17 protein-coding genes and 2 tRNA genes are annotated in these 17,748 nt (G+C 51.0%); 3 read left to right on the forward strand and 16 right to left on the reverse strand.

The features are described 5' to 3' along the window. Positions 1 to 9: 9 nt before the first annotated feature. Entirely contained in the window at positions 10 to 576 is a 567-nt protein-coding gene (locus IBX50_RS00700) for a TIGR02444 family protein (RefSeq protein WP_292252570.1), read from the forward strand. Positions 577 to 649: 73 nt separating this feature from the next. Next, the gene (locus tag IBX50_RS00705; protein ID WP_292252572.1) at positions 650 to 1,351 is read left to right on the forward strand and encodes an FKBP-type peptidyl-prolyl cis-trans isomerase; all 702 of its coding nucleotides are present in this window, start codon (positions 650 to 652) and stop codon (positions 1,349 to 1,351) included. A 65-nt stretch (positions 1,352 to 1,416) separates the two neighbouring features. On the opposite strand, the gene pnp is transcribed toward IBX50_RS00705, so the two are convergent. The 15 genes from pnp to rlmE form a co-directional block, all read right to left on the reverse strand. Then, the gene (gene pnp, locus IBX50_RS00710; RefSeq protein WP_292252574.1) at positions 1,417 to 3,546 is read right to left on the reverse strand and encodes a polyribonucleotide nucleotidyltransferase; all 2,130 of its coding nucleotides are present in this window, start codon (positions 3,544 to 3,546) and stop codon (positions 1,417 to 1,419) included. Between the two features lie 148 nt (positions 3,547 to 3,694). After that, complete coding sequence (gene rpsO / locus IBX50_RS00715; protein ID WP_292252575.1) at positions 3,695 to 3,961, reverse strand: 30S ribosomal protein S15; 267 nt, start codon at positions 3,959 to 3,961, stop codon at positions 3,695 to 3,697. 76 nt (positions 3,962 to 4,037) lie between these two features. After that, positions 4,038 to 4,979, reverse strand: coding sequence for a tRNA pseudouridine(55) synthase TruB (gene truB / locus IBX50_RS00720; RefSeq protein WP_292252577.1), 942 nt, complete (start codon positions 4,977 to 4,979; stop codon positions 4,038 to 4,040). Between the two features lie 17 nt (positions 4,980 to 4,996). Further along, positions 4,997 to 5,389: a 30S ribosome-binding factor RbfA gene (gene rbfA, locus IBX50_RS00725; protein ID WP_292252578.1), complete on the reverse strand. Its 393-nt coding sequence runs from the start codon at positions 5,387 to 5,389 to the stop codon at positions 4,997 to 4,999. A gap of 82 nt (positions 5,390 to 5,471) precedes the next feature. Further along, positions 5,472 to 8,105: a translation initiation factor IF-2 gene (infB, locus tag IBX50_RS00730; protein WP_292252579.1), complete on the reverse strand. Its 2,634-nt coding sequence runs from the start codon at positions 8,103 to 8,105 to the stop codon at positions 5,472 to 5,474. Positions 8,106 to 8,138: 33 nt separating this feature from the next. Beyond that, on the reverse strand, positions 8,139 to 9,626 hold the full coding sequence (nusA, locus tag IBX50_RS00735) for a transcription termination factor NusA (protein ID WP_292252580.1): 1,488 nt from the start codon (positions 9,624 to 9,626) through the stop codon (positions 8,139 to 8,141). A 27-nt stretch (positions 9,627 to 9,653) separates the two neighbouring features. Continuing rightward, positions 9,654 to 10,124, reverse strand: coding sequence for a ribosome maturation factor RimP (rimP, locus tag IBX50_RS00740; protein WP_292252581.1), 471 nt, complete (start codon positions 10,122 to 10,124; stop codon positions 9,654 to 9,656). Between the two features lie 144 nt (positions 10,125 to 10,268). Beyond that, a tRNA-Met gene (locus IBX50_RS00745) sits at positions 10,269 to 10,345 on the reverse strand. 88 nt (positions 10,346 to 10,433) lie between these two features. After that, positions 10,434 to 10,520, reverse strand: a tRNA-Leu gene (locus tag IBX50_RS00750). 97 nt (positions 10,521 to 10,617) lie between these two features. Next, positions 10,618 to 10,959, reverse strand: a complete 342-nt coding sequence (gene secG / locus IBX50_RS00755) for a preprotein translocase subunit SecG (RefSeq protein ID WP_292252582.1) — start codon at positions 10,957 to 10,959, stop codon at positions 10,618 to 10,620. A gap of 4 nt (positions 10,960 to 10,963) precedes the next feature. Beyond that, entirely contained in the window at positions 10,964 to 11,710 is a 747-nt protein-coding gene (gene tpiA, locus IBX50_RS00760) for a triose-phosphate isomerase (RefSeq protein ID WP_292252583.1), read from the reverse strand. A gap of 58 nt (positions 11,711 to 11,768) precedes the next feature. After that, positions 11,769 to 13,109: a phosphoglucosamine mutase gene (gene glmM, locus IBX50_RS00765; RefSeq protein ID WP_292252584.1), complete on the reverse strand. Its 1,341-nt coding sequence runs from the start codon at positions 13,107 to 13,109 to the stop codon at positions 11,769 to 11,771. Positions 13,110 to 13,115: 6 nt separating this feature from the next. Continuing rightward, positions 13,116 to 13,952 (reverse strand): dihydropteroate synthase, encoded by an 837-nt coding sequence (gene folP, locus IBX50_RS00770; protein WP_292252585.1) that lies wholly within the window; start codon positions 13,950 to 13,952, stop codon positions 13,116 to 13,118. Between the two features lie 82 nt (positions 13,953 to 14,034). Continuing rightward, positions 14,035 to 15,999, reverse strand: coding sequence for an ATP-dependent zinc metalloprotease FtsH (gene ftsH, locus IBX50_RS00775; protein WP_292252587.1), 1,965 nt, complete (start codon positions 15,997 to 15,999; stop codon positions 14,035 to 14,037). A gap of 164 nt (positions 16,000 to 16,163) precedes the next feature. Then, positions 16,164 to 16,784 carry a 23S rRNA (uridine(2552)-2'-O)-methyltransferase RlmE gene (rlmE, locus tag IBX50_RS00780; protein ID WP_292252589.1) on the reverse strand — a complete coding sequence of 207 codons (621 nt, stop codon included), beginning with the start codon at positions 16,782 to 16,784 and terminating at the stop codon, positions 16,164 to 16,166. A 113-nt stretch (positions 16,785 to 16,897) separates the two neighbouring features. On the opposite strand from rlmE, the gene yhbY reads away from it, so the two are divergent. After that, entirely contained in the window at positions 16,898 to 17,209 is a 312-nt protein-coding gene (gene yhbY / locus IBX50_RS00785; RefSeq protein WP_292252590.1) for a ribosome assembly RNA-binding protein YhbY, read from the forward strand. Positions 17,210 to 17,265: 56 nt separating this feature from the next. Here the strand turns inward: yhbY and greA are convergent, their stop codons facing one another. After that, positions 17,266 to 17,748, reverse strand: coding sequence for a transcription elongation factor GreA (gene greA / locus IBX50_RS00790; protein WP_292252591.1), 483 nt, complete (start codon positions 17,746 to 17,748; stop codon positions 17,266 to 17,268).

The following is a 17,748-nucleotide window of genomic DNA, read 5'->3' on the forward strand; positions in this document are numbered from 1 at the left end:
GATAAAAAAATGCTGCTGCATGATAACCCTTTCTGGCGTTTTTCGCTGAGCCTCTATCAGCTCAAGCGCATCAAGGATGCCTGTCTGCAACTTCAGGATGAAAGTGGTGCCAACGTTAATCTGATATTTTTTGCCCTCTGGGTTGCACAGCAGCAGCTGCGCTTTGCCCCTGACTGGCCGCAAGCATTTCAGCAGCTGGAAAACTGGCACCGGGATTACACCCTGCAATTGCGCCGTCAGGCCAATGATCTTAAACGTCTGGCCGAAAAAGCAGATATGCACGAAGATGGCCCACTGCACCGGATGCGTGAGCATATTCTGAAAGCGGAATTGCTGGCTGAGCAGCAGGAACAGGCCGTACTTTATTATTATTACCAGGAGCGCCAGGGATTAATTGAGTGTGAGAACAAGGAAGCTGCACTGATTGAAAACCTCTGCCACTGCTTTTCTGATCCCACTACCGTGGATGACGCGCCACTCCGAGTCATGCTAGCGATTATACTGGATGAGCAGGATGTAGGTTCGGTCTCTGTTCGCTTGCGTGAACAGCTGGAAAAACGCCATTTGCGTCGTTAAGGAACTTATATTCCACGGCAACACCTAAAACAACTCAGTTGTTATAACCAAGAAAAACCTATAAGGAGTCATCATGTACAAACAATTGGGCCAGCTGACCTTAGCCACAGCAGTCAGCCTCTCGCTGGCCTTACCGATTACGGCCTCAGCAGCCACCCCCAAAACAACCGAGGAGCGGGTGGGTTATAGTCTTGGCATTATGGTAGGCCGCCAGCTGCAACAGGATATCCAGAATCTGGATGTGGACAGCTTCAGCAGCGCCCTCAAGGATCTTTATGCCGGTCAACCACAAAAAATCAGTGATGACGAAATCGGCCAGATCCTGGAAGAACTGCAGCAGAACCTGATGGCTGAAGCACAACAGGCTGCTAATCAAGCAGCGGAGCGCAATTTAAAAGAAGGCCAGGATTTTCTGGCCGCTAATGCCCGCAAATCTGGTGTTAAAGTCACCGATAGCGGTTTGCAATACAAGGTCATCAAAGCCGGCAAGGGTAACAAGCCTCAGGCCACCTCCAGCGTGAAAGTTCACTATGAAGGCACCCTGATTGATGGTACGGTATTCGATAGCTCTTACCAGCGCGGCGAGCCGGTGGATTTCCGTGTTGATCAGGTCATTGCCGGCTGGCAGGAAGCACTGCAGCTGATGCCACAAGGCAGTGAGTGGATGGTTTATATCCCTGCTGATCTGGCTTATGGCCCAGCCGGTGCTGGTGGTGCTATCGGCCCGAATGCTGCATTGATCTTCAAGGTTGAACTACAGGAAGTGAAAGACTGAGTTTGTTTTTCCACCTTGCAATAAAAAACGGCCTTACGGCCGTTTTTTATTGCAGAAGATCAGGATTAACCCTGTGCGGCAGCCGCAAAAGCAGCCTTGTCTTCTTCAGTTACTTCCTTGATAGACAGTTTTACACGGTTGCGGTTATCAATATCGATCACCTTGACCAGTACTTCCTGACCTTCGGTCAGATAGTCTTTGACGGCCTCAACCCGCTTGTTGTCAATCTGAGAAATATGCACCAAGCCATCCTGACCCGGCAGGAAGGTCACAAAAGCACCAAAGTCAGCCAGACGGGCAACCTTGCCCATATAGACCTTGTCGATTTCCGCACTGGCAGTCAGACCCAGAATCATATCTATGGCAGCACGTGCAGATTCCTGAGAATCAGCATACACCTTGATCTCGCCGGAATCGTTGATATCAATGGATGCGCCTGTTTTTTCGGTAATACTGCGGATGGTGGCACCACCCTTACCAATAACATCACGGATCTTGTCGGTATCAATTTTGATAGTGGTCATGGTGGGTGCATTATCAGACAACTCAGAACGAGCGCTGGGCAGCACCTGATTCATCTGCTCCAGAATCTCCATACGAGCCTGATTGGCCTGTTGCAATGCCTGCTCCATGATTTCTTCATTGATGCCTTCGATCTTGATGTCCATCTGTAAAGCAGTCACACCGGCAGCAGAGCCGGCTACTTTAAAGTCCATGTCACCCAGGTGGTCTTCATCGCCCAGGATGTCGGTCAGTACTGCAAAACGCTCACCTTCCTTGACCAGACCCATGGCAATACCCGCTACCGGAGCCTTCAGCGGTACACCGGCATCCATTAGTGCCAGAGAAGAACCACAGACCGAAGCCATGGAGCTGGAACCGTTGGACTCGGTGATTTCTGAAACCACACGAATGGTGTAGGGGAAATCACTCTCGGATGGCAGCATGGATTGAACACCACGCTTGGCCAGACGACCGTGACCAATTTCACGACGCTTGGGGCCACCCATAAAACCCGCTTCACCAACACAGAAAGGAGGGAAGTTGTAGTGGAACAGGAAGCTGTCCTTGAACTCACCTTCCAGGCTTTCGATGATTTGTGCATCACGGCTGGTACCCAGCGTGGCAACAACCAGCGCCTGAGTTTCGCCACGGGTGAACAATGCTGAACCGTGAACCTTGGGCAGCACACCCACTTCGATGGTCAACGGGCGCACGGTTTTAAGGTCACGACCATCAATACGCGGTGCGCCATCCAGCACGTTGTTACGAACCACTTCTTTTTCCAGCTTGGCAAATACTGATTTGACCGCATCCTTGGATGGGGCACCTTCAGCATCAGTTACCAGCTGGGCGATTACATTCTGGCGCACTTCATCCAGACGTGTGTAACGTTGCATTTTGTCGGTGATTTTGTAAGCTTCACGAATACCGGCTTCTGCCAGCGGGCGCACCAGTTCTTCGGTGCTGGTATCACGTGGCGCAGGCTGCCAGTCCCATGCTGGCTTACCGGCCTCAGCAGTGAATTCTTTGATGGCTTGGATAGCGACCTGCATTTGATCATGGGCGAAGAGCACTGCGCCGAGCATCTGGTCTTCGGTCAGTTCTTTGGCTTCGGATTCAACCATCAGTACCGCCGCTTCCGTACCGGCCACCACCATGTCCAGGCGGGAATCTTTCAGCTGTACCGAGCTGGGGTTCAGCATGTAACCACCGGCATCGGTATAACCCACGCGGGCAGCAGCCAACGGACCATTAAATGGCGCACCCGAAATACACAGAGCAGCAGAGGCACCAAGCATGGCTGCAATGTCTGCCTCCATACCACGTTCGGCAGAAACGACAGAACAGATAACCTGCACTTCGTTCATGAAGCCTTTAGGGAACAGAGGACGAATCGGACGGTCGATCAAACGGGAAATCAGGGTTTCCTTTTCAGTCGGGCGGCCTTCACGCTTGAAAAAGCCACCGGGGATTTTGCCGACAGCGTAGGTTTTTTCCTGATAAAAAACAGCCAACGGGAAAAAATCCTGGGCTGGGTTAACATCTTTTTTAGCAACAGCGGTACACAGCACGCTGGTGTTATCTACAGTGACCAGAACGGCACCACTGGCCTGACGGGCAATGCGACCTGTTTCGAGGGTGACGGTGTTCTGACCATACTGGAAGGTTTTTTTAATCGCTACTGGAGTCACAGATTTTTCCTTTGAATACAATTTTTTTCGCCATTAATTAGCCCGACTATCATACGCTGCCTTGCAACACAAACAAAGTATTACCGGATACAAAACAAAAACCCCCGGAGCCGAAGCTGCGGGGGTTTTTGTGGACTTACGCCAAGGTTTAGCGGCGCAGACCCAGACGTTTGATCAGATCCGCATAGCGGGTCATGTCTTTTTTCTTCAGGTAGTCCAGCAGTTTACGACGCTGGTTAACCTTACGGATCAGACCACGACGGCTGTGGTGATCCTTTTTGTTCACTTCAAAGTGACCCTGCAGGGTATTGATATCAAAAGTCAGCAGAGCAACCTGTACTTCTGGGGAGCCGGTGTCGTTTTCGCCACGGGCATAGTCTTTTACAATTTCAGCTTTATGTTGTGCGGTCAGCATTTTTAAAACTCCACAGTCGCTTCGATACATGGGCAAAGCCGTGCGACGTTACAGCCTGCCTGATTCATCTTTTATTTCAGTCGGATGCGGTATTCTGCATCTTGACCGGTTGCAACAACCAGTCCTTAACGGGGTCTTGTTGCAGCTGTGCCATCCCCAGAAAATGCTCATCCGAAGTATAAAGGCGTACATTCTCACCGATTGCACCCGGCGCGTCCAGTAATTTAACCGCCTGTCCGTGCAGCAAACGCTCGGCATCTTCAGCATTCACCTGCACCTTTTGCAGCTGCTGGATCAGATAATCCACTGGCTGCAAATACTGCAGAATACCGGCCTCACCCTGCTGCTCAAAAGCGGCTTCCAATTGCGGCAAGGTCACCAGTGAGTCATCACCGATATCACCGGAGCGAGTCCGCCGCAGACTGGCTAGATAACCACCACTACCCAGTGCACGAGCCAGGTCTTCACCCAGCACACGAATATAAGTGCCTTTGGAGCAATGCACTTGAATCGTCAGGCTGTCGGATGTGAACTCCAGTAGTTCCAGCTGATGCAGCGTGATGTCTCGCGGGGGGCGTTCGACACTTTTACCGGCACGAGCCAGCTCATAAAGCTTTTGCCCCTGATACTTAAGCGCCGAATACATCGGCGGCACCTGCTGCTGTTTTCCAAGGAAAGACTGCAACACCTGCTGTATATACTTGGCATTAAGATCAGGCAAAACAAAACGTTCCACCACCTGACCTTCTGCATCACCAGTATCACGGGTTTCACCCAGTTGAATCCGGGTGACATACACCTTGTCTGCATCCAATCCTTGACTGGCAAACTTGGTGGCCTCACCAAAACACAGGGGCAAAACACCCGAGGCCAATGGATCCAGGTTTCCGGTATGACCGGCTTTTTTTGCTTTCAGCAGCCACTTGATACGTTGCAGCGCCTGATTACTGGATAAACCCAGAGGTTTATCCAGCAGCAACACACCATCAACTATTTTACGGGGGATCTTTTTTTGCATAACAGCAGCTGAGGGGTTTATTCCTCGTCAGATCCTTTGTTGCGATTACGATCTTCAGCAACAGCCCGCTCAATCAAACTGCTCAGTTGCTGGCCGCGTTGCACACTTTCATCAAAGTGAAAACGCAGCTGGGGCACAACACGCAGTTTAATGCTCTGTCCAATACGACCACGCAGAAAACCGGCCGCCTGCTTGAGGATAGCCATGTTTTCCTTGATCACTTCCGGCTTGTCTTCCTTACCCAGCACCGTGACATAAACATCGGCATAACCCAGGTCTTTACTGACTTTGACACCACTGACGGTAATCATGGCATCGAGGCGTGGGTCTTTTATTTCACGCTGGATCATCACTGCCAGCTCTCGCTGCATTTGATCGGCTATGCGATCCAAACGACTGAATTCTTTCATGCTGACTCCTGATAAAACAGCCTCGATCCCGACGAATCGGAAAACCGAGGCTGCTCTTGTGTGCTTCAGGTGGTGATCAGGTTCAGAGACTACGCTCTACCCTGATCTTGTCAAAGACTTCGATCTTATCGCCGACTTTAACGTCATTGTAGTTCTTCACACCAATACCACATTCCATGCCATGACGAACTTCACCGGCATCATCTTTAAAGCGGCGCAGAGATTCCAGCTCGCCTTCATAGATAACCACATTGTCACGCAGCACACGGATTTTCTTGTTACGGTAAACCGTGCCTTCCACCACCATACAGCCAGCAACCTGACCAAACTTCGGTGAGCGGAACACATCACGGACTTCTGCAATACCCACAATGTCTTCGCGGTATTCAGGAGCCAGTTTACCGGACATGGCTTGTTTGACCTGATCAATCAGCTCATAAATGATGCTGTAATAACGCAGATCCAGCTCTTCACGTTCAACAATGGCTTTAGCTGAAGCATCCGCACGGACGTTGAAGCCCAGCAGGATGGCATCAGAAGCCAGCGCCAGGTTGGCATCAGTCTCGGTGATGCCACCAACACCGGAAGAAACGATGTTGACCTTCACTTCATCAGTTTCCAGATCTTTCAGGGCGCCAATGATGGCTTCAACAGAACCACGAACATCCGATTTAAGTACGATGTTAACACTGGCGGTTTCACCCTTCTCAAGGTGGCTGAACACATTTTCCAGCTTGGCTTTCTGCTGACGCGCCAGCTTGACTTCGCGGTATTTGCCTTGACGGAACAGCGCCACTTCGCGAGCTTTTTTCTCGTCTTTGACTACCGTGAATTCATCACCGGCTTCCGGCGTACCATCCAGACCCAGAATTTCAACTGGGATAGACGGACCCGCGGAATCGATCTGTTTGCCGTTTTCGTCGATCAATGCCCGTACTCGACCATAATTCAGGCCAGCCAGTACGATGTCACCCTTACGCAGAGTGCCGTTTTGTACCAGTACCGTAGCAACCGAACCACGACCGCGATCCAGACGGGATTCCACCACCACACCCTTGCCGGGCGCTTCGGGTACTGCGGTCAGTTCCAGCATCTCGGATTGCAGCAATACTGCCTCAAGCAGGGCATCCAGTCCGGTACCTTTTTTGGCAGAAACATGCACAAAAGGTGTATCACCACCCCAGTCTTCCGAAATAACTTCGTGCTGGGACAGCTCATTACGGATGCGATCTGGGTCCGCACCTTCTTTATCAATTTTGTTAACGGCGACAACCAGTGGCACGCAGGCAGCCTTGGCATGTTGCACTGCTTCAATGGTTTGCGGCATCACACCATCATCAGCAGCAACGACCAGGATAACCACGTCGGTCGCCTTGGCACCACGCGCACGCATGGCGGTAAATGCCGCGTGACCGGGGGTATCCAGGAAGGTGACCATGTTGCCACCATCTGTTTCCACGTGATAAGCACCGATATGCTGAGTAATACCACCCGCTTCACCGTCTGCCACGCTGGCACGGCGAATGTAATCGAGAAGCGAGGTTTTGCCGTGGTCAACGTGACCCATAACCGTTACAACCGGTGCACGGGTAATGGAATGACCTTCGTAGCTGATGGTATCGAGAACCTCCGTTTCTATAGCGTTCTCTTTTTGCAGCTTGGGTGTATGACCCATTTCCTCAACCACAATTGAGGCTGTTTCCTGATCGATCACCTGGTTGATGGTGGCCATGGCACCCATCTTGAACATCACCTTAATGACTTCAGAACCCTTGATGGCCATACGGTCAGCCAGTTCGGCAACCGTTATGCTTTCAGGGATCAGCACCTCACGCTTGATTGGGGTTGTGGGGCGCTCAAAACCATGCTCACGAGTAGCACCAGGCGCACGACGACCGCCTTTACGCTTGTCATCCTTGCCACCACGACGGCTCAGGCGACGATCATCAAACTCATCTTCGCGTTTGCTGCCGGTTTTTTTGCCACCAGCGGATTTACGACTGCCCGGCTTGGATGTTTTGGGTTTGTCGTCGGCAGTCACCTTGGCTGTTTTCAGCAGTGACTCAGCAGGCTCTTCCACCACGCCTTCATCTGCACCAGTCACAACTGGGTTGGCGCGAGCTTTACGAGCCTGTTCAGCACGACGTTTTTCGTCCTGCTTGCGCCGTTCTTTTTCAGCTTCAGCTTTTTTCTGAGCTTCTTCATCCAACACCGGCTCAGCCACTTTGTTTTCTTGCAGGGCACGACGGCTGGCTTCTTCAACTTCCAACTGCACACGAGCCGCTTCTTCAGCTTCACGACGCTGCTGTTCAGTTAGTTTTCGCTTGATTTCAGCTTCTTCTTCCGCCTTCCTCAGTTGCTCTGCTTCAGCAGCTTTGCGAGCCGCTTCTGCCTCTGCCTCTGCTTTACTGGCCTGCGCCAGATCAACTTCACTGCGCTTAACAAAGGTGCGCTTTTTGCGCACTTCAACATTAACGCTTTTACGACCATCGGTTTTTAACTGCTGAGTGACTTTGCGTGTCATGGTAATCCGTGTCGGTTCATCACCACCCACACTGTTACGCTTCAAAAAACTCAGCAGTGTTTCTTTATCCTGTTCGGATACGGTCTGATCAGCATTCTTGTGCGCCAATCCGGCCTGCTTCATCTGGTCTAGCAGACCATCTACAGGTCGACCTATTGCTTCAGCAAATTCTTTTACGGTGTTTTCTGCCACTGTGTCCATCTCCTCTAACTACGACCCGTGCGCTCAAGCTTCGTCTTCAAACCAGTGAGCGCGGGCTGCCATGATCAGTTTGCCGGCACGCTCTTCGGTCATAGCCTCGATATCCATAAGATCATCAATGGATTGTTCGGCAAGATCATCAAGGGTGGTTATGCCCATCTGAGCCAGTACTGATGCCAGGATGCGATCCATCCCTTCAAGTTTCAGCAGGGCTTCATCAGGTTTGGCATCGGCCAATGCTTCTTCCGAGGCAATCTCGAGTGTCAGCAGTTCGTCTTTCGCGCGGCGGCGAAGCTCATTCACCAGGTCTTCATCTAAATCTTCAATTTCCAGAAATTCTTCCAGCGGCACATAGGCCACTTCTTCCAGACTGGTAAAACCTTCTTCAACCAGCAGGCGTGCAAGGTCATCATCCACTTCCAGATGCTGGACAAAATACTGGATGAGTCCATCCTGCTCCTGCTCCTGCTTACCACTGGCTTCTTCTTCCGTCATGACATTCAGGCGCCAGCCTGTCAGGTCACGTGCCAGCTTGACGTTCTGACCGCCACGGCCAATCGCCTGTGCCAGATTGTCAGCAGCAACAGCCACATCCATGGCATGTGCATCTTCATCAACAATAATAGAAGCAACTTCTGCCGGTGCCATAGCATTAATCACCAGCTGTGCGGGGTTATCATCCCACAGCACAATATCAACCCGCTCGTTGTGCAGCTCGGTGGATACCGCTTGTACACGTGAACCACGCATACCAACACAGGCACCAACGGGATCAATACGACGATCATTGGTTTTGACCGCAATCTTGGCGCGTGAACCCGGATCACGGGCAGCACCACGGATTTCGATCAGCTGCTCGGAAATTTCTGGCACTTCAATTTTGAACAACTCAATCAGCATTTCCGGGCAGGTGCGCGACAGCACCAACTGTGGACCACGATTATTCGGGTTCACTTCCAGCAGAATGGCGCGTACACGATCATTCATACGGAATTTTTCACCAGGGATCATTTCGTGACGTGACAGGTAGGCTTCAGCATTACCACCCAGATCCACAATCAGGCCATCCCGAGTGGTTTTTTTAACCACACCGGAAACCAGTTCACCCTGGTGATCCAGGTACTGACGAATAACTTCCGAGCGCTCGGCTTCACGTACTTTCTGTACAATCACTTGTTTAGCAGTCTGAGCGGCAATACGCCCGAACTCAATGGAAGGAATCATTTCTTCCTTCACATCACCGACGACTAATCCTTCTTCTTTTGCTTCAGAAGCCGGAAGCTCGCAGTCTGGCTCACTGAAATCTTCATCGTCTACCACGGCCCAGCGACGGAAGCTTTCATATTCACCGGTCTTGCGATCTATATTGACGCGAACATCCACGCCGTCTTCCATAAAACGTTTTTTGGTTGCGCTTGCCAGCGCGGCTTCTATAGCCTCGAAAATGGTGTCCTTGGGTACGCCTTTTTCATTGGAGACGGCATCCACCACCAAAAGGATCTCTTTACTCATGCCTTGGCCTCTCGAAAACTGTCCTTGCTACTTGTTATGCTTGTCCAGGTCGGGTTTGACTCTTGCCTGGTCGATTGTTTCTAATGGAAAACAATATTCTTCATCTTCTATCTGAAGAACCACTTCATCTTCTTCCACGCCCTTCAGCAAACCTGTGAATTTGCGCTGACCGTCATAGGGCAGACGCAACTTGATCTGTATTTGCTCACCGGCATAACGCTGATACTGATCCAGCCGGTACAAGGGGCGATCCATACCAGGGGACGATACTTCCAGGGTGTATTCAGAAGGAATGGGGTCTTCGACATCCATCAGTGCACTAATTTGCCGACTCACACGTGCACAGTCGTCTACCGTGATGCCCTTATCACTTTCAATATAGACGCGTAACAGAGTATTTTGTCCACGACCGGTTAACTCCAGCCCCCAGAATTCAAAATCCAGAGACTGAACAACAGGCTCAATCAGCTGCTCAAGCAACTTGTCTTTACTTGCCACGGAAAAGCTCCAGCACTCTGCTAATGCAGATCAGATGATCAAAGGCCGGAAAACTTCGGAGATGAGGCTGAATAGGAACCGCCTGTGCGAAGATTTTTTCGACCTAACAAAAAGCCCCTTAAAAAAGGGGCTTCTGATAAATCTTGGTAGCGGGGGCCGGATTTGAACCGACGACCTTCGGGTTATGAGCCCGACGAGCTACCAGGCTGCTCCACCCCGCATCAGAGGCAGGTATTATAGGGGCGACAACCACAAAGGTCAACCTAAAGCCCCAAATACCTGTTGATACTTCCCACATTACTAAACACTTGGTGCCGAAGGCGGGACTCGAACCCGCACGGGCATACGCCCACTACCCCCTCAAGATAGCGTGTCTACCAATTCCACCACTTCGGCTTTTACACTGTGCCATTACTGACTGACAAGTGCTCAAGGCGGGCAAATAATAGAGGTGCAGCCCCACCTTGGCAACCCCCGCAGCAAAAAAAACCTTTTACTCTTGCGGGCGAGCTGGAGTCAGAGGAGCATCATCCAGCAACGGCAGGCGCTCACGTTCAAACTCTTCAATAACATCTTCAGATAACAGAGCAGGATCTTCACCGTACTGCTGAGTCGCCAGATATGCCAGACCCATGCTGGTGGCAAAAAACGCTGCTGCCAGCCACCCCGTCATCTTGCCGATGAAACCTATAGGACCCAAGCTGCCGAATACGGTATTGGATGCACCACCACCAAAAGACGCACCCGCTTCAGCACCCTTACCCTGCTGCATTAAAACTAAAGCAACCACACCAATTGCCAGTAAAACATGCACAATCAAAACAATGCTTTGCATAAATTTATTCCGCTGCGTATCCAATTGCCAAAAACTGGTCGGCATCCAGAGATGCACCACCAATTAACCCACCATCAATATCCGTCATCCCAAACAATGATGCGGCATTATCCGGTTTTACACTGCCGCCGTACAGCAGCAGCATGTTTTCTGCGAGTTTTTTATCTACTTTTGCAACTACCGACCGCAACAGGGCATGAATTTCCTGCGCCTGCTCCGGTGAGGCCGTTAACCCGGTACCTATCGCCCAGACCGGCTCATAAGCAAAAATCACCCGATCCAGTTGATCCCGATTTAAACCCCGAAGAATGACTCCGGCCTGCTCCAGTACAACCTCACCACTTAACCCTGCATCACGCTGTTGCAGGGTTTCACCGACGCAGACTACGGGGATCAAACCAGCAGCCAATGCTGCCTGAGTCTTGGCCAACACCAGCTCGTTACTCTCTTGCTGGTACTGACGACGCTCGGAATGCCCCAGAAGCACATGGGTCACACCCAGATCAGCCAGCATTAAAGCAGAAACATCACCAGTAAAAGCACCTTCCTGAGCAACCGCACAATCCTGGGCACCAACAGCTATGGTACTCCCTTGCAACAACTGTGCAGCCTGTTGTAAATAAGGGAAGGGCGGACAGACCAACAGTTGTGCTGCTGGCAGCTGTTTTTTAAGCAACTTTTTCAGCAAGTCCTGTGTCATCTGCAGGTTGCCATGCATTTTCCAGTTGCCTGCTACCAGTTTTTGTCGCATCAGCTCAGCCTGTTGGTTATTTTAAGGAGGTGGATTCTATTAAAAAACCGCCCCAAGCTCAACCAGCCACAGCGGCAATCACCGCTGCAATCTCTTCTGCCAGCGCCTGCACCACATCCTGATCGTCTCCCTCCACCATCACCCTCAACAGCGGTTCAGTGCCTGATGGACGGAGTAATATTCTGCCGCGACCAGCCATTCGTGTTTCCACTTCCTGAACCTTTGCTGTGACTTGCGGGTGCCGCATCAAAGCTTCCTTGTTGGCACTGGTTCTGACATTCACCAGGCTCTGTGGCATTTTTTTCATGCCTTGCAGCAGGCTTTCCACCTGCCCATTTGCTTTCATAATGGCCTGCAACACTTGCAAAGCCGCAACAATTCCATCGCCGGTTGATTGCACATGGCGACAAACCAGATGGCCGGAGCCCTCACCACCCAACAACCAACCCTGTTGCTGCAGCTCAGCCATCACATAACGGTCACCCACCTTGGCACGCACAAAATCAATGCCAAGCTCTTTTAGTGCCAGCTCCAGACCTAGATTGGTCATCAGAGTGCCCACCACACCACCTTGCAGCACACCTTTCTGATGCATGTCTTTTGCCAGGATATAAAGCAGGTCATCCCCATCCAGTAAACGACCGGTACGGGTCACCATTACCAATCGATCACCGTCACCATCAAAACCCACACCCAGATCCGCACCGATCGCCAGCACTCGCGCCTGTAAAGCCAGCGGATTGGTGGAACCAAAACCCTTGTTGATGTTTAATCCATCGGGTTCAGCACCGATCACATCCACACTCGCACCCAGCTCACTGAATACCTCAGGAGCAATGTGATAGGTGGCACCATGTGCACAATCCACCACTAGATTCAGGCCTTGCAGACTAGCACTGAATGGCAGGGTGTTTTTACAGAACTCGATATAACGCCCGGCAGCATCATTGATGCGTTTTGCTTTACCCAGTTGTGCAGGTGCTACGGTCTCAAGTGGTTTATCCAGCCAAGCTTCAATTTCCAGCTCGACTTCATCCGGCAGTTTTTCACCATTACGTGAGAAAAACTTGATGCCGTTATCTTCAAAAGCATTGTGTGATGCGCTGATCACGATACCGGCATCAGCATGAAAGGTTTGTGTGAGGTAAGCAATACCGGGGGTGGGCATGGGTCCCAGCAAATAAACATCCACCCCGGCAGCAGACAAACCTGCCTCCAGTGCTGACTCAAACATATAACCGGAAAGACGCGTGTCCTTGCCAATCAGAATGCGTTTTTTGCCCTGCTGAGCAAAAACCTTACCTGCCGCCCAGCCAAGGCGCAGTACAAAATCTGGAGTAATAGGAAACTCACCAACACGCCCACGAATACCATCTGTTCCAAAATATTTTCTTGTCATTTTCTTTTATTTACCCAGTAAATTCCTGTCTGCAGCTGCCACCGCCTGCCACACTTTTAAAGCATCTTTTAATCCAGCCACCGAATGCACCCGCAGAATTCTTGCACCCTGCTGTACGGCCAACAGATGAGCTGCAATACCCGCTGCATCACGATGATTAACATCCTTACCGGTCAGCTCGCCAAGCATACGCTTGCGCGACATTCCCGCCAACACCGGTTGACCCAGTGCAACAATTTCATGCAACCCGGCCAGCAAAGCAAGGTTGTGTTGTAAATGCTTGGCAAAACCAAAACCGGGATCCAACAGGATTTTCTCTTTTTTTAGTCCCGCATCCACACATTGCTGCAGACGCAGCATCAACCAGCTTTTAACTTCATCCACTACGTCGGTGTATTCAGCCTGCTGCTGCATACTAGAAGGCTCACCACGCATATGCATGATACACACCGGCAAATCGGTCTGTATGGCAGCCTCTAATGCGCCGGGGCGCGTTAAAGAGCGCACATCGTTAATTAGATCGACTCCCAACCGTGCTGACTCCAGCATCAACTGTGGATTACTGGTATCCACCGAAATCAGCACATCAGAAGCTTGTCGTAACGCCTCAATCACCGGTAACACACGATCCATCTCTTCCTGAGAGCCAACACAACTGGCACCAGGGCGCGTAGACTCACCACCCACGTCAATAAAAGTCGCCCCTTCCTGCGCCAACCTGAGTGCTTGCTCTACAGCATCAGATACACGACAGTAACTGCCGCCATCAGAAAAGGAATCCGGCGTTACATTCAGTATGCCCATAATTTGCGGCTGCTGCAGATCCAGATTATTAAACAGCATGATCAACCTTTATCTGTTTTATACCCTTAAACAAAACCCCGCCGTAGCGGGGTTCAGGATTTCACTACTGACCGGATTCGATTTAGTGTACCGAACCACCCAGAGGATCAGCGGGCTTGGTTGCTGGTTTCACTTCATCATCCTGCTCGTCAGTTTCAACGTCTTCAGAGCTTTCATCTGATTCAGCTTTTACACCACCTTCACCGTCATTATTCCAGTCTTTGGGTGGTTCTGGTGTACGGCCTTCCATGATCTGATCGATCTGATGGGCATCAATGGTTTCATACTCCATCAAGGCATCCTTCATCAGCTCCATCTGCTCTCGGTGCTCTTCCAGCAGACGAGTTGCCTCAGCGTAACAGTCATCCAGTATCTTGCGAATTTCAGCATCCAGCAGTTTGGCGGTTTCACCACTGACATTCATATTACCGCCACCGGCATTACCCTTGCCGAGGAAAATCTCACCTTCTTCTTCGCTGTAGAGTACCGGACCCGCTTTATCCGACAGACCCCACTTGGTCACCATGTTGCGAGCCATTTTGGTGGCTTGCTGAATATCGTTGGACGCCCCCGTGGACACACCATCTGCGCCGTAGAACATTTCTTCGGCAATACGACCGCCGTAAGCAGAAGTAATACGGCTTAACAGGTAACGCTTGCTGTAAGAGACCTTATCTTCTTCCGGCAGGAACATGGTGACACCCAGCGCACGACCGCGCGGAATGATGGACACCTTGTACACCGGATCATGGCCGGGCAGTAATCGACCTAGAATGGCGTGACCTGCTTCATGATAAGCGGTCATGATCTTGTCTCTTTCTGTCATCACCATGGATTTGCGTTCAGCACCCATCATGATTTTGTCTTTGGCCTTGTCAAACTCTTCCATACCCACCAGACGTCGATCGGTACGTGCAGCAAAAAGTGCCGCCTCGTTCACCAGGTTAGCCAAGTCAGCACCGGAGAAACCGGGAGTACCACGGGCAATCACCGAAGGATTCACATCATCCGCCAGCGGCACCTTGCGCATGTGCACTTTCAGAATCTGTTCACGACCACGGATATCAGGCAAGCCAACCACTACCTGACGGTCAAAACGACCGGGGCGCAGCAGCGCAGGATCCAGTACATCTGGGCGGTTGGTGGCGGCAATAACAATGACACCATCATTGGGATCAAAACCGTCCATCTCAACCAGCAGCTGGTTCAGTGTTTGTTCACGCTCATCATGACCACCACCCATACCGGCACCACGATGACGACCGACCGCATCAATTTCGTCAATAAAAATAATACAGGGCGATTGTTTTTTGGCCTGCTCAAACATGTCACGAACACGGGACGCACCCACACCCACAAACATTTCCACAAAGTCAGAACCGGAGATGGTGAAAAAAGGTACCTTGGCTTCACCGGCTACAGCTTTTGCCAGCAGGGTTTTACCAGTACCGGGACTACCGACCATCAACACACCACGGGGAATTTTGCCGCCCAGACGCTGAAACTTGCCGGGATCACGCAGGAAGTCCACCAGCTCTTTAACGTCTTCTTTGGCTTCATCACAACCGGCCACATCAGCAAAAGTGGTCTTGATCTGATCCTGGGTCAGCAAACGTGCCTTGGATTTACCAAAACTCATCGGACCACCACGACCACCGCCGCCACCCTGCATCTGGCGCATAAAGAACAGGAACACCGCCATAATCAACAGAATCGGGAAGCTGGCAATCAACAGGCGCATCCAGATGCTCTGGCCTTCTGGCTTGCGGCCTTCAACCAATACATTGTTGCTGAGCAGATCATCCATCAGGCGGGGATCTTCTGCTGCTGGACGAACCGTACTGAAACGACTGCCATCGGTACGCTCTCCGGAAATGTCGTAACCATCAATCACGACTTTTCTGACCTGTTGTTGCTGTACCTCATGCACAAACTGTGAATAGTTGACTGTGTTGGGTGACGTTTCAACATTAAAACTATTAAACACCGTCAGCAAAACTGCTGCGATTACCAGCCACAGAATGAGATTTTTGGCCATGTCGTTCAAGGCGTTGCCCTCTTGTTGATCAAGCCCGCAGCGCTGAAAATGGATAAGAACGCAGGCTTACTGAATGATTACATCTTACAGCAATTTGTGCATCAGACCGATAAAAACCGAACTGTGTTTCATTTAACTTATGTATGACTGTGATAACTTTCTTTGGTTGCAAATCAGCCTTTAAAACCCTTCGCCAGCAGATAAACCTCCCTGGATCTGGCTCTTGATGCTTCCGGCTTGCGTGTCACCACACGGGTAAAGCGACTACGCAGCAGTTTAAGGTAATCTTCATAACCCTCACCCTGAAACACCTTGGCAAGAAAATCACCACCTGGCTTCAGTACCTGCTCTGCCAGATCCAGCGCCAGCTCCACCAGATACATGGCTCGGGGCTGATCTATGGCATTCATACCACTGAGATTGGGTGCCATATCGGAAATTACAAGGTCAGCCTGTTTGCCCTGCATGGCATCCAGCAATTGTTGCAGCACTTCATCCTCGGTGAAATCACCCTGAATAAACTGCACATCCGGTATTGCATCCATCGGCAGAATATCTGAGGCCAGAATTTTACCTCTGCCACCCAGGCGCTCAGACAACAGCTGCGACCAGCCACCCGGAGCTGAACCCAGATCAATGACGGTCATACCTGGCCGGAACAGCTGATCTTTATCATCTATTTCAGCCAGCTTGTAGGTGGCACGGGAACGGTAACCATCCTTCTGAGCTTTCTGCACCCAGACATCATCCACATGCTCTTTCATCCAGGCAGCACTGGTTTTTGAACGCGCCAAAACAACCTCACAAAAATTTAGCGACCGGAAAGGATGACCTGAAGTATCCCAGGCACTAGAATAGGCAGCAAAACGGGCAATGCCCTTACTGAACCAAAGCTGAGTAGATTAACATGAGCCTGAAAGGCACACAAAAAAAAGAACTGCGATCCATTGGACACCACCTTAACCCGGTGGTGCTGGTTTCTGAGAACGGCCTGTCAGAAGGCGTGATCAAGGAGGCTGAACGCGCCCTGACGGATCACGAGCTGATCAAAATTCGTTTTGCCGTGAATGACCGGGATGAACGCAAGGAACTGATGGAGCAACTGGCAAAAAAGTTAAAAGCGGAAGTGATTCAATCCATCGGTAAAATTGGACTGTATTATCGCGCTGCGGCCAAACCCAACCCTAAGCTATCCAACCTGCTGCGTTATTCAGAATAAAACGCCCAGACTGCAAAAGCCGCCCACAGGCGGCTTTTTTATAGCTCAGTGAAACACTATTCCTGCCCGTAGATCACCTGACTGATTTCATACTCCACATCACCCTTGGGAGTTTTGATCAGTGCCACGTCACCTTCTTCCTTGCCAATCAGGCCACGGGCAATGGGTGAGGTGTAGGAGATCTTGTTGACCTTCAGATCCGCCTCATCTTCACCCACCAGGGTGTAGGTGACTTCTTCATCAGTATCCAGATTCAGCAGTTCAACCGTTGCACCAAACACCACCTTGCCGGTTTTGGGTAGGGCGGTGATATCAATCACCTGGGCATTGGACAACTTGGCTTCAATTTCCTGGATACGACCTTCAATGAATCCCTGCTGCTCACGGGCAGCGTGGTATTCAGCGTTTTCTTTCAGGTCGCCGTGTTCACGCGCCTCAGCAATGGCTTCAATTACCCTGGGGCGTTCAACACCTTTTAACTGTTCAAGCTCTTTGCGCAGGCGTTGTTCACCCTGCACTGTCATTGGGCTTTTCTGCAT

This window comes from Marinospirillum sp. (assembly GCF_014859565.1).